The sequence below is a fragment of the Collinsella sp. AM13-34 genome, assembly GCF_003473055.1.
Lineage (GTDB): Bacteria > Actinomycetota > Coriobacteriia > Coriobacteriales > Coriobacteriaceae > Collinsella.
The window spans coordinates 44,520-61,696 of the sequence record NZ_QRLE01000001.1 but is presented as its reverse complement, the minus strand read 5'-3'; the positions used below and the strand labels follow the sequence as shown (position 1 = coordinate 61,696).

At 61.2% G+C, this 17,177-nt stretch carries 12 protein-coding genes; 6 read left to right on the top strand and 6 right to left on the bottom strand.

Translation table 11 applies throughout. The features are described 5' to 3' along the window. Positions 1–95 precede the first annotated feature (95 nt). On the top strand, positions 96–1,853 hold the full coding sequence (locus DW151_RS00265) for a DUF2130 domain-containing protein (protein ID WP_118333919.1): 1,758 nt from the start codon (positions 96–98) through the stop codon (positions 1,851–1,853). 79 nt (positions 1,854–1,932) lie between these two features. Here the strand turns inward: DW151_RS00265 and DW151_RS00260 are convergent, their stop codons facing one another. The 3 genes from DW151_RS00260 to DW151_RS00250 form a co-directional block, all read right to left on the bottom strand. Next, a complete protein-coding gene (locus DW151_RS00260) occupies positions 1,933–4,614 on the bottom strand; it encodes an RNA helicase (RefSeq protein ID WP_118333918.1) in 2,682 nt (893 codons plus the stop codon). 309 nt (positions 4,615–4,923) lie between these two features. Then, positions 4,924–5,763 (bottom strand): tRNA (guanosine(46)-N(7))-methyltransferase TrmB, encoded by an 840-nt coding sequence (locus DW151_RS00255; RefSeq protein ID WP_118333916.1) that lies wholly within the window; start codon positions 5,761–5,763, stop codon positions 4,924–4,926. A gap of 118 nt (positions 5,764–5,881) precedes the next feature. After that, positions 5,882–6,754 (bottom strand): hypothetical protein, encoded by an 873-nt coding sequence (locus DW151_RS00250; RefSeq protein ID WP_117778893.1) that lies wholly within the window; start codon positions 6,752–6,754, stop codon positions 5,882–5,884. A gap of 267 nt (positions 6,755–7,021) precedes the next feature. On the opposite strand from DW151_RS00250, the gene DW151_RS00245 reads away from it, so the two are divergent. The 5 genes from DW151_RS00245 (at position 7,022) to DW151_RS00230 (ending at position 11,516) form a co-directional block, all read left to right on the top strand. Next, entirely contained in the window at positions 7,022–7,738 is a 717-nt protein-coding gene (locus tag DW151_RS00245; protein WP_118333915.1) for a helix-turn-helix domain-containing protein, read from the top strand. Then, positions 7,735–8,475, top strand: coding sequence for a DUF4097 family beta strand repeat-containing protein (locus tag DW151_RS00240; RefSeq protein ID WP_118333913.1), 741 nt, complete (start codon positions 7,735–7,737; stop codon positions 8,473–8,475). The genes DW151_RS00245 and DW151_RS00240 overlap by 4 nt, the downstream gene beginning before the upstream one ends. Beyond that, positions 8,447–8,635, top strand: a complete 189-nt coding sequence (locus DW151_RS10465; RefSeq protein WP_147351739.1) for a hypothetical protein — start codon at positions 8,447–8,449, stop codon at positions 8,633–8,635. The genes DW151_RS00240 and DW151_RS10465 overlap by 29 nt, the downstream gene beginning before the upstream one ends. Positions 8,636–8,732: 97 nt before the next feature. Beyond that, positions 8,733–10,640: an elongator complex protein 3 gene (locus DW151_RS00235; RefSeq protein WP_118333911.1), complete on the top strand. Its 1,908-nt coding sequence runs from the start codon at positions 8,733–8,735 to the stop codon at positions 10,638–10,640. Then, positions 10,641–11,516: a spermidine synthase gene (locus DW151_RS00230; protein ID WP_118333910.1), complete on the top strand. Its 876-nt coding sequence runs from the start codon at positions 10,641–10,643 to the stop codon at positions 11,514–11,516. It abuts the gene before it with no gap. A gap of 25 nt (positions 11,517–11,541) precedes the next feature. On the opposite strand, the gene DW151_RS00225 is transcribed toward DW151_RS00230, so the two are convergent. From DW151_RS00225 to DW151_RS00215, 3 genes are all read right to left on the bottom strand, one after another. Next, positions 11,542–13,989 carry a DEAD/DEAH box helicase gene (locus tag DW151_RS00225; RefSeq protein ID WP_118333908.1) on the bottom strand — a complete coding sequence of 816 codons (2,448 nt, stop codon included), beginning with the start codon at positions 13,987–13,989 and terminating at the stop codon, positions 11,542–11,544. A gap of 116 nt (positions 13,990–14,105) precedes the next feature. Beyond that, positions 14,106–15,410 (bottom strand): ATP-binding protein, encoded by a 1,305-nt coding sequence (locus tag DW151_RS00220; RefSeq protein ID WP_118333907.1) that lies wholly within the window; start codon positions 15,408–15,410, stop codon positions 14,106–14,108. Then, positions 15,403–17,163 (bottom strand): TerB N-terminal domain-containing protein, encoded by a 1,761-nt coding sequence (locus DW151_RS00215; RefSeq protein WP_233543260.1) that lies wholly within the window; start codon positions 17,161–17,163, stop codon positions 15,403–15,405. The genes DW151_RS00220 and DW151_RS00215 overlap by 8 nt, the downstream gene beginning before the upstream one ends. Positions 17,164–17,177 lie beyond the last annotated feature (14 nt).

The window sequence follows — 17,177 nt, the reverse complement described above, 5'->3', positions numbered from 1 at the left end:
CTGGCGTCGTCGCCGGCATTATGGCGGAGTCTTTTTTGTCCGTGCGGCGCGGTAGAGTGTAGGCGGTTGAAATTTGCGTCCATCGAGGAGCTGCCATGAACGAGATCAAGTGCCCGCATTGCGGCGAAGTTTTTAAGGTCGATGCGTCCGGTTATGCGGATATCGTCAAGCAGGTGCGCGACGCCGAGTTCTCGCGCGACCTGGACGAGCGCGTGAAGGCTGCTCAGCGCGAGGGCGAGCAGGCGCTGGAGCTTGAGCGCTCGCGCTCGACGGCTGCCTTGCAAAAGGCAGAGTCTCAGCGCGACGCTCAGCTTGTCGAGCAGAAGAACGCTGCAGCCCAGCAGCTGGCGCAAGAACTCGCCAAGCGCGACGCTGAGCTTGCCGAGCTGCGCGCCAAGCTCGAGGGCGCTGCCGCAGAGCGCGAGAGTGCAAGCCAGCGTGCGGCGGTTGAGGCCCGCGCCGATGCTCAAAAGGAGAATGCCGAACTGCAGCGCGAGATCGACAACCTGCGTGCGCAGTTGGGGCGCAAAGATGATGAAGCCAGGCTTGCCGAGGCAGCGGCACGCAATGCTGCTCAAAACGACCTGTCCGCACGTGATGCCCAGATTGCCGAGCTGCAAGCCAGGCTCGCCGCGGCGGACAAGGCCCAGGAGATGGCGCTTGCTGCTGCTGCGGCCGAGTCGCAGCGTGAGCTCGAGGCCGCTCGCAGCGAGGCCGAACGTACGCTTGCTGACTATCGCGCGAAGGTTCAGGAGAAGTTTTCCGTCGCAAAGGCTCAGTCCGAGCAGGAGGCCGAGGGTCTGCGTGCTCAGCTGCGCGAACAGGAACTGACGGCCAAGATGAACCTATCGGAGGCGGTCGCCGCGGCGGAGCGTGAGCGTGACGAGGCCCGCGCCAAGCTCACGAGTGAGCTGGCGGTGCGCGATTCACGCGAGGAGCAGGCCAAGGCGGCACACGAGCTCGAACTTGCGCAGACCAAGCGCGCGAACGAGGAACTGATTCGCTACAAGGATGAAGAGATTGAGCGCCTTAAGGACATGAAGGTCCGCCTGTCCACCAAGATGGTGGGCGAGTCGCTCGAGCAGCACTGCGAGACCGAGTTTAACCGCCTGCGCATGACGGCGTTTCCCAACGCGTATTTCGAGAAGGATAACGATGCATCCGAGGGTACCAAGGGCGACTTTATCTTCCGCGAGTGTGACGAGAGCGGCAACGAGATCATTTCGATCATGTTCGAGATGAAAAACGAGAACGACGAGACCGCGACCAAACACAAGAACGAGGATTTCTTTAAGAAACTCGATCACGATCGCCGCCAGAAAGGCTGCGAGTATGCGGTGCTCTGCACCCTGCTGGAGCCCGAGAGTGACCTCTATAACGCGGGTATCGTCGACGTGAGTTACCGCTATGAGAAGATGTACGTGATCCGCCCGCAGTTCTTCATCCCCATGATTACGCTCCTTCGCAACGCCGCTATGGGTTCGCTTCGCTATAAGCAGGAACTGGCGGAGTACAAACAGCAGAATATCGATGTCACGAACTTCGAAGCCAAGATGGAGAAGTTCAAGGATGGCTTCTCGCGCAACTATAACCTGGCGAGTAAGCAATTCGAGTCGGCGATCAAGGAAATCGATGCCGCCATCAAGCAGCTCGAGAAGACCAAGGACGATTTGCGCCGCAGCACCGAGAATCTGCGCCTGGCCCACAACAAGGCTGATGAGCTCACCATTCGCAAGCTCACTTGGGGCAACAAGACCATGAAGGCAGCGTTTGATGAGGCACGCGAGACCGCGTCGGAGACAGGCGATGAGCCCGCCGAGGCGGATTCGTATGAGGTCGAGGATGCCGAGTAAGGCATAGCGGATAGTGAAAAAGCGGGGCTGCTGGCGATGTTGCCAACAGCCCCGCTTCGTTTCGTCCCAATATGCTTGGCTAATCCTCGAGCAAATCCTCGATAAAACCGACGCGGTAGTTCTTGAAGATGACCTCGCCACCGTCTTGCGTGGCGTCCAGATCGACATCGCCCATGATGCCAAAGTCGTGGTCGCCGTCCTCGTCGGCAAAAATCTGGTGCACGTGCCACACGTGGAGCGCCTTCTCGTCGGACTCGTCGATCGAGAACATAGCAGAGGAGCGCGCGTCGCCGTCGGTGAGAATCTCCTCGTGCTGCTCGTGGTAAGCGTCGAGTGCTTTTTGCCAGCGGATCTCGCTCATGCCCCAGTCGTCGTCGAGCTCGCCCAGGTCGCGAACGTGCTCGCGGGCGGCAAGGGTCACGCGGCGGAAGAGCGCGTTGCGCACCAACAACGTGCAGCCGCGGCGGTCCGCCACGACCTCGTCGATGCCCTGCGGCGGCGTGGCGTCGAGGGCTGCCGGGTTGCCAACGTTTTCCCACTCGTCTACCAAGCTCGAGTCGACCGAGCGCACCACAAAGCCCAGCCACGAGATAATGTCGCGCAGGCGCTCGTCGCGCTTCTCGATGGGTACGGTGCGGTCGAGCGAACGGTAAGCCTCTGCCAGGTAGCGCAGCAAAATGCCCTCGGAGCGGGCGATGCCGAGCTTTTGAATGTAGCCCTTAAAATCGCTCGCGCTTTCCAGCATATCGCGCAGGACGCTCTTGGGAGAGAGCTGGTAGTCGTTTGCCCAGGGTACTTCCTGGCAGTACTTGTCAAAAGCGGCGTCGAGCAAATCCTCGAGCGGCTTTTCGTACGTGACGTCTTGAATGCGCTCCAGACGCTCCTCATACTCGATGCCGTCGGCCTTCATCTCGGCCATAGCTCGATCGCGTGCGGCACGCTCCTGCGCACGCAGCACTTGCTTGGGATCTTCGAGCGTCGCCTCGACCATTGAGATTAAATCCATGGTATAGGTCTCGCTCTCGGGATCGAGCAGCTCCAGCGCGGCGAGCAAGAACGGCGAGAGCGGCTGATCGAGCGCAAAGTCCTCGGGCAGGTCGACCGTCAGCGCGTAGTCGATGTCCGGCGCGGCGTCAGCCGGAGCGTCGGGTGCGGGCGGCACCTCGGTGCGAACGACGACACCGGAATCGATGAGCGTGGCGAAGATTTCGTCGGCGCGAACCTCGAGCTTTGCCTTTTCCTCGGGCGTTTGCAGGCTCGTCTCGATGAGGTCGTGCACGCGGGCACGGGCGTCGCCGCCCTGTTCGACCACGCTAATCACCATGGAGTGTGTGATGCGAAGGCGCGGCTTGAGCGTTTCGGGCTGCGTCTCGATCAGGCGCTCAAAGGTCTGCTTGTTCCAGGTGACAAAGCCCTCGGGGGCCTTCTTCTTTTTAATCTTGCGGAGCTTCTTGGGGTCGTCGCCCGCCTTGGCCATGAGCTTGGCATTCTCGATCTCGTGCTCGGGTGCCTCGGCAATCACCGTGCCCTCGGTATCGAAGCCCGAGCGGCCGGCGCGACCGGCAATCTGATGAAACTCGCGGGCGCGCAGACGACGCATCTTGTAGCCGTCGAACTTGGTGAGCGCGGTGAGCACCACGGTATGGATGGGCACGTTGATGCCGACGCCGAGCGTATCGGTGCCACAGATGACGGGCAACAGGCCCTGTTGTGCCAAGCGCTCGACCAGCAGACGATAGCGCGGCAACATGCCAGCATGGTGCACGCCGACGCCGCATCCGAGCAAGCGCTTAAGAATCTTGCCAAAGGCCGTCGAGAAGCTCGTGCCCTTGGCCGCCTCCTTGATGGCCCCACGCTGCTCCTTGCTGGCAATACCAAAGTTGGCGAGGGATTGCGCCGTCGCAAGTGCGGCGTCCTGGCTAAAGTGCACGATGTAGAGCGGGGCCTCGCCGCGGCGCATTGCGAGCTCGACCGTGCCCTCGAGGGAGGTCGTCACATAGTCATAACTCAGCGGAACCGGACGCGGGGCGTCGACAACCAAGTCGCAGGTTGCGCCGGTGTGCTCCTCAAGTGAGGCGGCGATGGCAGTGACATCGCCGAGTGTGGCGCTCATGAGCATGAATTGCGTGTGAGGCAGGGTGAGCAGCGGCACCTGCCAGGCCCAACCGCGATCGGGGTCGGCAAAGTAGTGGAACTCGTCCATGGCGACGCAGCCAACATCGGCATCTTCGCCCTCGCGCAGTGCGTCGTTGGCAAGGATCTCTGCCGTGCAGCAGATGACGGGTGCCTTGGTGTTGATATGCGTGTCGCCGGTGATCATACCGACGTTATCGCGGCCGAGCACCTGTACCAGATCGAAGAACTTTTCGCTGACCAGGGCCTTGATAGGGGCCGTGTAATAGCAACGTTTGCCCTGCGCCATGCCCATAAAGAGCATGCCCAGCGCGACGAGCGATTTGCCCGATCCGGTCGGCGTGCCCAAAATGACGTGATCGCCGGCGGCCAGGTCCATGAGGGCCTCTTCTTGGTGATCCCACAGCTCAATGCCGCGGCCGCTCGTCCATTCAAAGAAGCGCTCGAAGGCCTGATCGGGCGTGAGCCACGGTTCGGGCTCGCTGCCGTCCTCGGGCTCCCACCAAGTGGGGGAGAGCGCGCCGAGCGAGCCGAACTCGGCCTCGGTTCCCGTGCCGCCCGAGAATGAGCTGGCGGCTCCGGCGCCGGAGACGGTGCTGGCGGCGATATCTGTCGTGGTCTGTGCCATGTGTTTGCTTTCTCTCGCGATTGTCCGCCAACTATTATGGCGTAGCGTCGCATCGATGCGTTCGCAGGCAAGAAAATGCAGGAAATGGGCGTTCTGCCCAGCCGTTTAGTGTAGTCGCTAGCCAAGTGAGTAGACTTTTTGCGATATTGCGAGCACATGACTTTTGTGCAAGGGTTCTACCTGCGGTTTTATGTTTCGCTATGCGGGCTGTGCCTGGCTATTGCAAAAAAGTCTACTCACTTAGGTTTGAGGGTCGTTCATCGGTGCCTATTTGTGCTTGCTCGCTGGCGTAGCGACCGCCAAAAGCCCCTATGACTCCTGCGGAAGGCGCTTTTTGCCTTTGCGGGCGCGGTTCCTAAAGTTCTCGACGGCCTCTTCCATGCCCAGAGGTACATAGGTGAGCTCATCGAGGTTATTGGGTAGGTAGCAGGCAAGACTTTGTTCCTGCACGCGGCCCGCCGCGAGCTGTTCGTCGGTTGGCAGCGCACCGGGCGTGGCGCAAATGCCATAGACGACGGCACCCATCTCGCGCGTGCGGCATTCGTATTCGGTCTCGGGGTGCTCGGGATGGTCGCGGCGGACGTCGTCACTTACCCAAAGTGTGTCGTAGCCTGCCGCGGCAAACTGCCCCAAAGCGTAGTCGCGCAATGGCTTGCTGTCAGTGCGCAGTGTGACGGCGGCGCCGGCTGAAAAGAGCGGGCGGTAGAGCATCAGATGGTCGACATGGACGAGTCGTTTTTTGGCGTACTTGGCCTTGGGCTGCGGCGTGGGAAAGTTGATGGTTATGGCGTCGAGCTCGCCTGCGGCAAACAGTTGCGGCAGCGATGCGGCGCCTCGGGGCAGGACAAGTGCGTTGGTCAGTTCCTGCTCGCATATTTTCTGCGCGGCATAGGCAATGCAGATGGGCTCCTGGTCCATGCCGATAAAGAGCGTGTTTGGCTCGTGGGCCGCGCGCTCTACAAGGTACGTTCCCTTGCCACAACCAAGATCCAGGTGAAGGTGTTCGAAAGGCTTGCTGCCTGCGGGCGCACAGGCCTTGCGCCAATCTCCGACATAGGCCTCGGGATTCGTCTCAATCGCATCGGCGTAGCGCTCCAGGCGCTCCTCGAGTACAAAGTTCTTAGGCGTGCGAACGTGGACGGCTCCCATGAGGCTCCTTGGTCATAAATGCGAAACGCATAGCTGCGCGTTTCGTCAATGGGTTGGAAAGGGGTGGGCATAGTTTGCCCGAAAGATGCGGTGCGGCCCGGCGGCGAGTCGTCGATGCCTACAGGCGCTTGAGGATTACATAGCGGTTGAGCTCGCCGCTACGGCCGTCGGCATGGAAGCGCTCAAGCTCGCGCACGGGGACCTCGCCGCTCTTGTAGAACGTACGGACGCCGCGCACCAGGTCGGTGATCTGCTGATCGTCAAAGTGATGGCAATAGCGGTAGGCGTGGCGGTCGTTTTGCCAGCCAATGAGGTGGTCGCCGGCTTCAAACTGCGCGGAATCGTAACCTTCAAACGGCGGGGTAAGCTCGGCGCGGGCTTCGGCGCGAACGGCCTTGCGCGCCATGCGCTCGTCATTCATAAACTCCCAAAAGCTGATGGCGATGATGCCGCCCGGGCGCGTCTGGCGCACCAGGGTGTCGAGCACGCGTACGCGGTACTCGCACGACGGCACGTGGTGCATAAAGCCAAAGCAGACCGAGATATCGGCGAGCGGGGCGTCGAAAAGCACGTCGGGCGTCTCGGCGGGATTGAGCTTCATGAGGGCGTCGAGCACGTCGAGTTCCTGGAAGTGCAGGTTGGGAATGCGCAGGGCGTGGCCGTGGGCGTCTATTGCCAGATCTTGGCACGAGTCGACACCATAGAACTCAAACGGGCAGCTGGCATCTGCCGAGGGGTTTGCGCCGTCGACGCCCTTGGCGGCAAGTGCCCCGCCGGCGGCAAAGTTCTCGAATCGCATATTGCCGCAGGCAAGGTCGAAGACGCGGACGGGATGCTCGATCGTGGCCACATCGAGCTGCTCAAGCGCGATGTCCATGGTGCGCACCCAGCCGGGCCACGGGGCTTGGCGCGTATCGGAAAAGGAAGCGGAGTGCTCGCGATAGAACGTATTGTTGAGCTGGATGAGCGATGATGCGAAATCGCGGTTCACGGCGCGGAACTCCCCCCGATGGCGGTGCGGAATAAACAGTACGACCATACTACCGTTAACGCCGCAACGGGGACAACCGAGCTGCGGGTCATTGCTTTGTTTGGACACATTTCCGCAGCTCATATGTGCCCGCAACCGCCGGTTGTCAAAAATCTCACTAGAATAGGTAGCATGATTTTGGCGGTGGCGGATAGATTTTTAACTGTGCAAGGCGCCTTAAGAACAAAAACGGTCCGGCGGCACGGCTGGCATCGCATAGGAGGAACCATGAATGTAGAAACTGCTCAGCGGCTCGCCGACCTTCGCCGCAGCAAGGGCTTTAGCCAAGAAGGATTGGCGCGAAAGCTGGGACTGTCACGCCAAGCGGTCAGTAAATGGGAGCGCGCGGAGAGCTCGCCCGATACCGAGAACCTGATCTCGCCCGCAAAACTCTATGGCGTGAGTTTGGACGAGCTCCTCAATCCGAGCGATGAGATCGAGGACGATATCGAGTTTGAGAACGAGGACCGCGCCCGTCAGCGCGAGGCCGAGGCAGCGGAGCGCGCCCGTACCCATGAGGCGGCGGCACGTGCTACCGAGGCGGCAACGCAGGCGAGTGATGCCGCCGCCAAGGCGGCGCAAGCGGCAAGCTGGAGCGCGCAGGCAGCTAATGCGGCGACGGCTCAGGTGACGGGTGCCGGTGCGACCAGCGTGACTCCGGTGAAGGGCCCGTTCCAGTCGTTCCCGTATTGGGCTATGTGCTGGCTGCTGTTCTTTTTGCTAATGCTCCTGTTTGGTGCCGGCCCCTTTGCCGCGCTAATCTTCTTTACGATCCCCATCTATCACTGGGTGGCGCGTGCGCTCGATGGCGATTGGGCGCGCGGGGATATTCAGGTTGGTCCGGCGCCGGAGGCGGCTAAGGCTCAGGATGTTTCCGCTGCGGTTGATACTGATGTGGCTACCGCGATCGCCGCTGAGCCGAGCGTCAAAGAGGGTGATGAATGATGAAGCTCTCGCGTGAGTCTAAGGTGCGCCTGGGCGTTGGCATCGGGGCGTTTGTGCTCATTATCGGGCTTGTCTTGGGCATTTCGCGGCTATTTGCTCATTCCGATATGGTGCGTACGACCGGTATTCTATCTGGCAATTTGTCTGATTTTGACGATATGTTTGACGACGATGATCTCTTGGATAGCGGTAACTATTCCGCTCGGCCTCAACAACTTTCGAGCGAAACGTTTGATGCCGACGCGTTCACATCGCTTGACTTGGATGTGACGTCGGGGACGGTCGAGGTTAAACGTGTCTCTGACGGACCGGTACGTGTCATCGAAAGCGGGCACGTTGCAAAGGGGGCATCTGCTTCCGATGCCGCCACTCAGAATCTAGCCAAGATCGAGGGCTCTACACTCAAGATTAGCCAGTTCGACTGCGATGACGAGCGTGCCCATGACCGTAAGGTCACCATTGAACTGCCGCGTGAGCTTGCCGATAACATGACGGGCATTACGGCAAACGTGGGGTTGGGAGACCTGACGGTCGCGGACATTGCGTGCCACGACTTTGATTTGACGTTGGACTCGGGAGACGTCGCGTTTACGGGCGCCGTGACCGACACTCTGAATGCCGAGGTCGGTTTGGGCGATGCGACGTTCGAGCTCTACCAGGCCCCCCGCGAAGTCGATGGACGTGAGCGTGGACTCGGGCGATGTGGAGATGACGGTTCCGAATTCTACGGGCTTTAAGGCGAGCCTTACCGTGGGCAGCGGCGATTTTGAGAGCGATTTCCTTCCGCTTGGCTACGATGGCGAGACCATTTTGAATCTTGAATTCGATAACGGCGATAAGTCTGCCGCGTATCGTTTTAAGGTCGGTTTGGGCGACATGTCGTTTGATCCGGAGTGACATGCGGTTTTCGGAGATCGGTACATATAGGCATACTCTTTGATGGAGGCGCCGGGGCCGTGGTCGGCTTCGGCGCCTTTGCCTTTACAATGGGGACATGGAACAGATTATCTTGAACATACTCGAGGCTCTGCGTCGCGGTGAGACCGTGGACGACAAGGCGCTCGTCAAACTGATACATGCCGAGGCGCGCCGTGAGGGTGCCGACAAACGCGATTTGGCCAAGCGCCGTCTGCTGCCGTTCTACCAGCGGGTTAAACGTGAGGAGCCGGCTCGGTGGGCTGCGTGGAATGTCGATGCCGATCTGGAACGCCAACTGCTGCAGGTGCTGCGCATGAAGCCGCGCCGCACGGCTTCGGGCGTGGCGACCATTACCGTTATCACCAAGCCCTGGCCATGCTCGGGCGATTGCCTATTTTGTCCCAACGATCTGCGCATGCCCAAGAGCTATCTGCACGCTGAGCCGGCGTGTGCCCGTGCGGAGCAAAACTGCTTCGATCCGTATCTGCAGGTGAGCGCTCGTCTGACCGCGCTTTCGCAGATGGGGCATGCGACCGACAAGATAGAGCTCATCGTGCTCGGTGGTACCTGGAGCGACTATCCGCAAGGGTATCAGGCATGGTTTATGTCGGAGCTCTTCCGTGCGCTCAATGACGATGCCGTCGCCGGCGTGGCGGCAAACCCCATGTTGGCGCGTCCGGGCATCAGCCGTGCCGAGGCAGGGCGCCTGCTCGATGATGCTCCCGCCGATGCCCTGCCGCCGGTGGTAACAGAGCGCCGCGAGCGCTATCGGGCTGCCGGCATTGCGACAGACGAGGCCAAGCTCGCTGCCGGCGTTGCCGACGAGCAGGGGCGTGTGGATGCTGCCGTGGGCGGCTATAACCGCGCGGTGCGTTGTCTGTACGGCCCCGGCACGCCGTGGGGCGAGGTCGCCGAGTGGCAGACGGCGACGATGAAAGAGCTTGAGCGGCAGCAGCGCATCAACGAGACGGCGAAGCATCGCGTGGTGGGGCTCGTTATCGAGACACGCCCCGATGCCGTAACGCCGCAGGCGCTTACGCTTATCCGCCGCCTGGGCTGCACCAAGATTCAGATGGGTATCCAGAGCCTCGACCAGCATTTGCTCGATATCAACGAACGTCGCATTTCGTTGGCGCAGATCGAGCGGGCGTTTTCGCTCGCGCGCCTGTTTGGCTTTAAAATCCACGCGCATTTTATGCTCAACTTGCTGGGCGCCACGCCCGAGGGGGACAAGCGCGACTACGAGCGCTTTATGGCCGAAGGGGCCTTTATGCCCGACGAGGTCAAGGTCTACCCGTGTGCGCTTATCGAGGGTTCGCGCCTGGTGGGTTGTTACGAGCGTGGCGAGTGGCGCCCCTATACCGAGGAAGAGCTGCTCGATGTATTGGCCGACGACATCGTGGTGACGCCGGCGTTCTGCCGCATCAGTCGCATGATCCGCGACTTTAGCTCCGACGACATCATGGTGGGCAACAAGAAGCCCAACCTGCGTCAGCTCGTTGAGAACCGCCTGGCTGCTCGGGGTGACGGTGCGACGGTGCGTGAGATTCGCTATCGCGAGATTAGCACGGCGGGCGCCGACCTGGGCGAGTTGACCCTTGACGAGGGCGTGGCGTACGAGACGCCGGTGACGCACGAGCGCTTTTTGCAGTGGGTGACGCCGCAGGGCAAAATCGCGGGTTTTTTGCGCCTGTCGCTGCCCGATCGCGCGTTTGTTGCCGCGCATGCGGACGAGTTGCCGACGACGCCGGACGAGGCGATGATTCGCGAGGTGCACGTGTACGGCATGGCGGCGCGCATGGGAGATCAAGGCCAGGCGGCTCAGCATCATGGACTGGGGCGGTCGCTGGTGGAGCGTGCGTGCCAGATGGCGCGGGACGCGGGCTATGCGCGCATCAACGTGATCAGCGCGATCGGCACGCGTGAGTACTATCGTCATTTGGATTTTTACGACCATGGACTCTATCTGCAAAAGGAGCTCTAGATGAACAAGCCGAGTGTTTCCGCTGGTGTTGTTGCCGGCGTTGCCCTGGGAGCTGCGGCGCTTGGTGCGGCCGTCGTCGCTGTTCGCGCTGCCTGTTTGCAGGTCGCACGTACTCGCAACGGGTTGGCGCGTGTGAAGCGTGTGCACGACGAGAGCGGTGACGAGGTCCGCGTGCTCGTACAGGGCGGCGTCTACCAAAGCGCGAGCTATGTTGGCGATCGTTGGGCGGAGCCGGTCTTTGCGTACTATCGTGCATTTGACGATGTGTTTGAGGCCGAGGGCGCAATGCGCGACGCGTATGGTCATGGTATCGACCGCATGCTTATGCTGGGTGGCGGCGGGTTTGCCTATCCCAAGTTCGCGCTGATGTCGCACGAGGGCTTGCGCATGGACGTCGTCGAGTATGACGGAGAGATTACGCGCCTGGCGCGCCGCTGGTTCTACCTGGACGAGTTGGAGCGCACGGTGGGCGATCGCCTGCGAGTGATTACCGCTGAGGCTCGCTCGTATCTGGGTGTGACGAGCGTGGGCCATCGTCGCTACGACGTGGTCGTGAGCGATTGCTTTGGCGGTGCCGAGCCCGTTCGCGAGCTGGCGACCGTTGAGGCGCTGCGCCTGGTGCGGGGCAGCCTGAACCCCGGGGGTATCTACGTGGCCAATATCGTGAGCGCAAACGAGGGGAGCGATGTGGCGTTCCTTCGCGACTGCGCTGCCACGGCACTCGAGGTATTCGTCCACGCCTGGGTGGTCCCATGTGGCGATGCGAAGTTCGGCGGCGAGGAAAACTACCTGCTCATCGCCAGCGACGGCGACTACGCCTTTGCCGAAGCCGTGCCCTTCGACACCGACTTCCTCGGCACTGCTCTCCTCGACTAGCCTATTGGGAATAGTCAGTCCCGTCTTATGTGTGGTCGCGCCAGCTGAGGACGCGCTGCTTCATACCATCGATGTCGAGCACGCCTTCGGCAAAGCCCTTGCGTACGAGCTCTTCGGGAACGTACTCGTCGTAGCGATCAAAATAAGGCACCTCGCCGGGATAGACGAGCTCGATGGGGTCGAAGTCCTTTTCGACCTCGGCTGCGAGCACCTCAAAGAACGTCTTCTCGTCGGCCTTCATCTTAAACTGCATAAAGTACGGTCGTGAAGGGTCGAGTCCGCGAAGGCCCAGCTCCGCGGCACATTTAATCTTGAGCATGCGCTCGAGCGCCAAAAAGGCGTAGCTTCCCAACCAGGGGAAGAGCACCCAGGTGTCGCCGCCCAGGTTAATGAGCGGTTTAGTTCCCGCCCCCGAAATCTCGGCGGTATGACGAGCCTGTGCAAGGCGTGCCCGTGCGTTGCCCATGAGGTACGGATATGCCGCGTGCTCGTTGAGCGCCTTGCGCATGCGCTCGAGTACGTGTGTATTGATGTCGCCGGGGCAGTCGCCAAAGTAGGCCGGCACACGGCCCTTGACCTGCGTGGCAAAGACGGTATGACGCTTCCAGTCCACTTCCTCGACAATCCAGCAGTGTCCGGCGATAGCGATGCGCTCACCGGGCGGTGGGGGATTGACGATCGTGCCCAGCTCGGCCGATTCGCTGCGAACGGTAAACTCTTCGTTTTCCTGGAACACAGCGTAGAACTTAAAGTTGTTGATGATGCGCTCGCCCGCGAGGCCCACGATGAGCCCACCGCCCTCGGTGACCTGGATATGGTCGATCTTAATGAGGTGACGTAGCAGCACACGGTAATCGTCTGCCGAGACGCGGTGGAAATAGCTGAGCGTGAGCACGCGCTGAGCAAGCTCGGCCGGTGTGAGCTCGCCGGTGCTGGCGAGCGTCGACATGGTCTGGTGATAGAGCAAACTGTAGGGAAGTCGATCGAGCTCGGGTGGCTCGACCCACTTTTCCTCGCGATAGAGCTGTACGAGCGCGATGCCCTGCAGGAGCTTCCAAGGAATGGTCTCGGGCATCATCGTGCGCGGCTCGGGCTCTTCCTCGCGCATGACGAACCACATCTCGGGTGGAAGATCGCGACGGCCTGTGCGCCCCATGCGCTGCAAAAAGGAGCTGACGGTAAACGGTGCATCGATCTGGAACGCGCGCTCCAGGCGACCGATATCAATACCGAGCTCCAGTGTGGAGGTGGTGACGGTTGTCTGTGCCTGCTCCTCGTCACGCATCAGCTCCTCGGCGGTCTCGCGTAGCGATGCCGAAAGATTGCCGTGGTGGATGAGAAAGCGGTCGGGCTCATGTCGGCTCTCGCAGTAGCTGCGAAGCATGGAGCATACGGCCTCTGCCTCCTCGCGCGAGTTGGCAAAGACCAGGCACTTGCGGCCGCGCGTATGTTCAAAGATGTAGCCCATGCCGGGGTCGGCGTTTTCGGGCGCGGAGTCGGTGGGGTTGAGCAGTGCCTGTTCGGTCGCCCGCGGGATATCGACTTCGCCCTCGGGGGCCGAGGAAGTGCGGCGGTGATCCCTGGAGGTAGCCTTGCCCTGTGCTTGTTCGCGACGCTGACGGTGCTCCTCCTGTGTAAGCTGTCCACTGTGGCGCACGTCTTGGGCGCCGGCCGGCAGCGCCGCGGACGTCGCCGTCTCAATGCGCTCGCATGTGAGCACCTCAGCTTCCTGCGGACCCGTGCTCGTGAATCCTCGCTGCTGCGCCTGGGGGCCCGAGTTGTAGAAGTGCTCCATGGAGATGCGCCACACGCGACGCGGCTCCTCAAAACGGGGGATAACGCAGTTGCGTCCCGTTCCCTGCGAGAGAAAGGCACCCGTGCGCTCGGGGTCGCCGATGGTAGCCGAAAGGCCAATGCGTCGGGGCTGCACGCCGGCCATGCGCGAGAGGCGCTCGATAAGGCAGAGCGTCTGCCCGCCACGGTCGCCACGCATGAGCGAGTGGACCTCGTCGATGACGACGTAGCGCAGGTCGCAAAACATGCGCGGGATCGTCATGTGCTTATGGATTAAGAGCGCCTCGAGTGACTCGGGCGTAATCTGCAAGATGCCGCTTGGTTTTTTGATGAGCTTAGCCTTGTGCGACTGCGAGACATCGCCATGCCAGTGCCAGACAGGGATATCGGCCTCTTCGCAGAGGTCGTTGAGACGGACGAACTGATCGTTGATGAGCGCTTTGAGAGGGCCGATGTAGAGGGCGCCCACGCTCGCGGGCGGGTTCTCCCAAAACTCGGTCAGGATGGGAAAGAAGGCTGCCTCGGTTTTGCCGGAAGCCGTGGATGCCGTCAGGAGCACATTGTCTTGCGTGTTAAAGATGGCGTCTGCCGCTGCAACCTGGATAGAGCGCAGACTCTCCCAATCGTGGGAGTAGATGAAGTCTTGGATAAACGGAGCATATCGGTCAAAGGCGTTCACGGGGCCTCCTCTCAAAACAGAACCTCTCAACGCGGCGGACAACGGTTTGCTGCATTGCTGCCTCAACGTTTGCCCAGATAAAACCTGCCAAAATAAACCTGTCCCTTTTTGGCAGGTTAGATGGTGAATTCGGCGAAGTTGCGGTCGCCGCCTGCGGTGCCGGTGTCGCCTGTTGCGGCTGCCGGCACCAGCGCGTCGCCGCCAACGCTTTGCAGCAACTCGGCTACGTTGGCGGCGGGGTTCTGACACAGGATGTCGAGCAACTCGATAAAGTCGCGAATGACCTCGCGCGGCGTCAGATGCGTGTCGGCCCCCACGCGGCCAAACTCAATCTTGAGGAAGTCCACCAAGTCGTTTTCGGTAAGCGTGGGCGTCCAGCCAAAGTAGCCGGCATGGATCTGCATGAGTTTTTCGATGAGCACCAGCAGCTCCTCATAGGTGAGTGGCTGCAGGCGGATGATGGGCGCGAGCATGTCCTTAAGGTCCTCGCGCGCAAAGCGGCCCTGAGCGAGTCGGCTGCGCAGGGCTTCGTAAGAGAACACGCCGCGGCGGCGGTCTTCGATGGAGGTTGGCGTGCCGCCCATGATCATGCCCAGGTACTGCGCTTTGCCCTGGAGTGTGTCGTTGTACATGGTCAGGATCTTCTCGTAGTTGTATTGGCGCGTGATCGCGTTGGGAATCTTGTACAGATTCACGAGTTCGTCGATGAGCACCAGCATGCCCTTGTAGCCGCTGCAGACCAAAAAGCGCGCGATGAGCTTAACGTAGTCGTACCAGTCGTCATCGCTGATGATGGTCGAGGAGCCCAGCTCGGCTCGTGCCTCACTCTTGGTGCGGTACTCGCCACGAATCCATTTGGTCACGCGGCTCATGGCCTCTTCGTCGCCCTCGGATGCGGCCGCGCGGTAGCGGCGTAGCATACGGGTGAAGTCGAAGCCGTGGACCATTTCCTCGAGCGGGGCCAGTTGGGCATTGACGGCAGACTCATCGCCATCGGCGCACGAGGCGACCCAGCGATCCAGGATAAGGTTGAGCGCACCGCCCTCGGGGCGCGTTTTAGTCGATATGTTGCGGACGAGCTCACGGTAGGTGGCAAGGCCCTGTCCCTGGCCGCCCTGCAGGCGGCGCTCGGGGGATAGGTCGGCATCGGCGACGACGAATCCCTCACCCATGGCGTGCGTGCGGATGGTCTGGAGCAAAAAGCTCTTGCCGGCGCCGTAACGACCGACTAAAAAGCGGAAGCTCGCGCCGCCGTCGGCGATGAGGCTCAGATCGGTGAGTAGGGCGCGGATCTCGACCTCGCGCCCTACGGTGATGTAGGGAAGGCCGATGCGCGGGACCACGCCGCCCTTGAGCGAGTTGAGAATGACGGCAGCGACGCGTTTGGGTACGCGGGGCGCTGCGGATGCGGTATCACTCATGGTCTAAGTATCCTCTCACGTCTGCTTCGTAGTCCTCGATAATGTGCGGTCCTGATGAGCCAAATTCAATAACGGTGTCGCCCACCAGGTCAAAGAGCGCTTCGTTGATGCTATCGACGAGCATGTCTTCGCTCTTGCCCGACTGTGCCACTGCCGATGCCGTCTGTGCCGTGTTCTGCTCGAGCAGCGCGCGCAGATAGGCGGCTGCGGCGGGCACGAGTTCGGTTGCGGTGCCAGCGGGTGCAGTCGATACGACCGCTGGCGTCGGCGCGAGGAGCGGTGCCACGACGCCAAACTGTTCGGTGGAAATGGTTGGCTCGTCGGCTTCGTTGCGCTCCGTGGGCGCCGCGATCGGCTCGGCCATCACGTCGGCCGCGGGCTTGGCTTCCGGTTGCTCGGATTCCGCCGTATCGACCTCTGTGGGCACATCATCCTCGCGCTCCTCATCAATCAAAAGCGCTTCACGCGTTTGCGCGGCGGCGCTCCGAATGTGCCCCAGCTGACTCAAATCGATATCGATCTTGACGGGCTGGTGCGCGGCGTCCCACGAAAGCCATGCCACGATCTCGTCATCGATAATCTTGGCCAGATATCTGGGGACCTTCTCTTCCTTAAGGGGATGGGCGGGGTCCAGGGCCAGGCGTAGGCGCTGGTCGCAGGCGCGCATCATCTCACCGAGCTTGCTACTTTTTTGTCTGCTGCCGTGAATGCGCATGCATTCCCAAAACCCGTTTTGGCACCGGTAGACGTGAATGGGGTCCAGGCGATATTCGCAGTCCTCGTGGCGCTCGGGCGCAAAGAATACGGCCGACGCAAACATGGTGTAGGGCATGGCCGTCTCCTCCCCAAATAAACTCGCCACGATGCCGGTCTTTCGGTGCGTGTCATAGTAGCGCGCCATGCGGACATACGCGGCGCACGCCACGTGGCGCAGATCGCGGTGGTGGCTGCGGTCGAGCCGCGAGTTACTTAGGTTGTACGTGGAGAGGGCATTGATGGCGGCCATGAGTCGTTCCTCGCGCGCCTCGTCGGGCGGAAGGGGGAGCGTGGGCTCGGAGGCCTTGCGACGCTTGGGCGCCTGGTCCGACGGTGCCGGTGCTGGTACAAGGTCTCGTGCCGCGCGCCGCAGCTCGATAAGGGCGTTATCGAACATGACGGTTTTAGAGTCACGAAGCAGCTTGGGGTCGAGCCCGTGGAACACGGCGTAGTCCTGCAGCCACACGCGCGCAAACCGGTCGATGCCGGGCTCGAAGGCGCGATAGACATCCCAAAAAGCCTTGATCTTGTTAAAACCATCGAGTGGGTCATCTACGCCAATGCCGCAGATCAGCTCGTAGAGATACAAGAAGGCAAACGAGGTCGATGTCTCCTCGATATTCCCGCGGCGCACTTGGGCACGCCAGGTAAAGTAGCCGCGCAACTGCCGGTCGCTCATGGCGTTGTAGGTGGGAAAGTACGACTTAAAGGTGCCGTTGTAGGGACAGTCGTCCTCAAAGTCGGACATCAGCAGGCCTTGGCGGTAGAAAAGTTCGGCTTCCGAAAGCCAACGGCCCGCGCCGCCCTTTGGGTCTTCTTGCCAACGCGATATCTCACGCATCTTGCGGTATTGGTCGGGGAGGAAGTTCTGCATCTGTCGGCCGGTCTTGAGAATCGGCTCGTCTGCGTAGATTTCGTTTGAGAAGCGGGCGGACTGATGGGTCCGAGCCTCGGCCATAATGCGCTCGATGAGCATCTTGATGTCCTGGTCGGCCACCGCTCCTCCTCTCG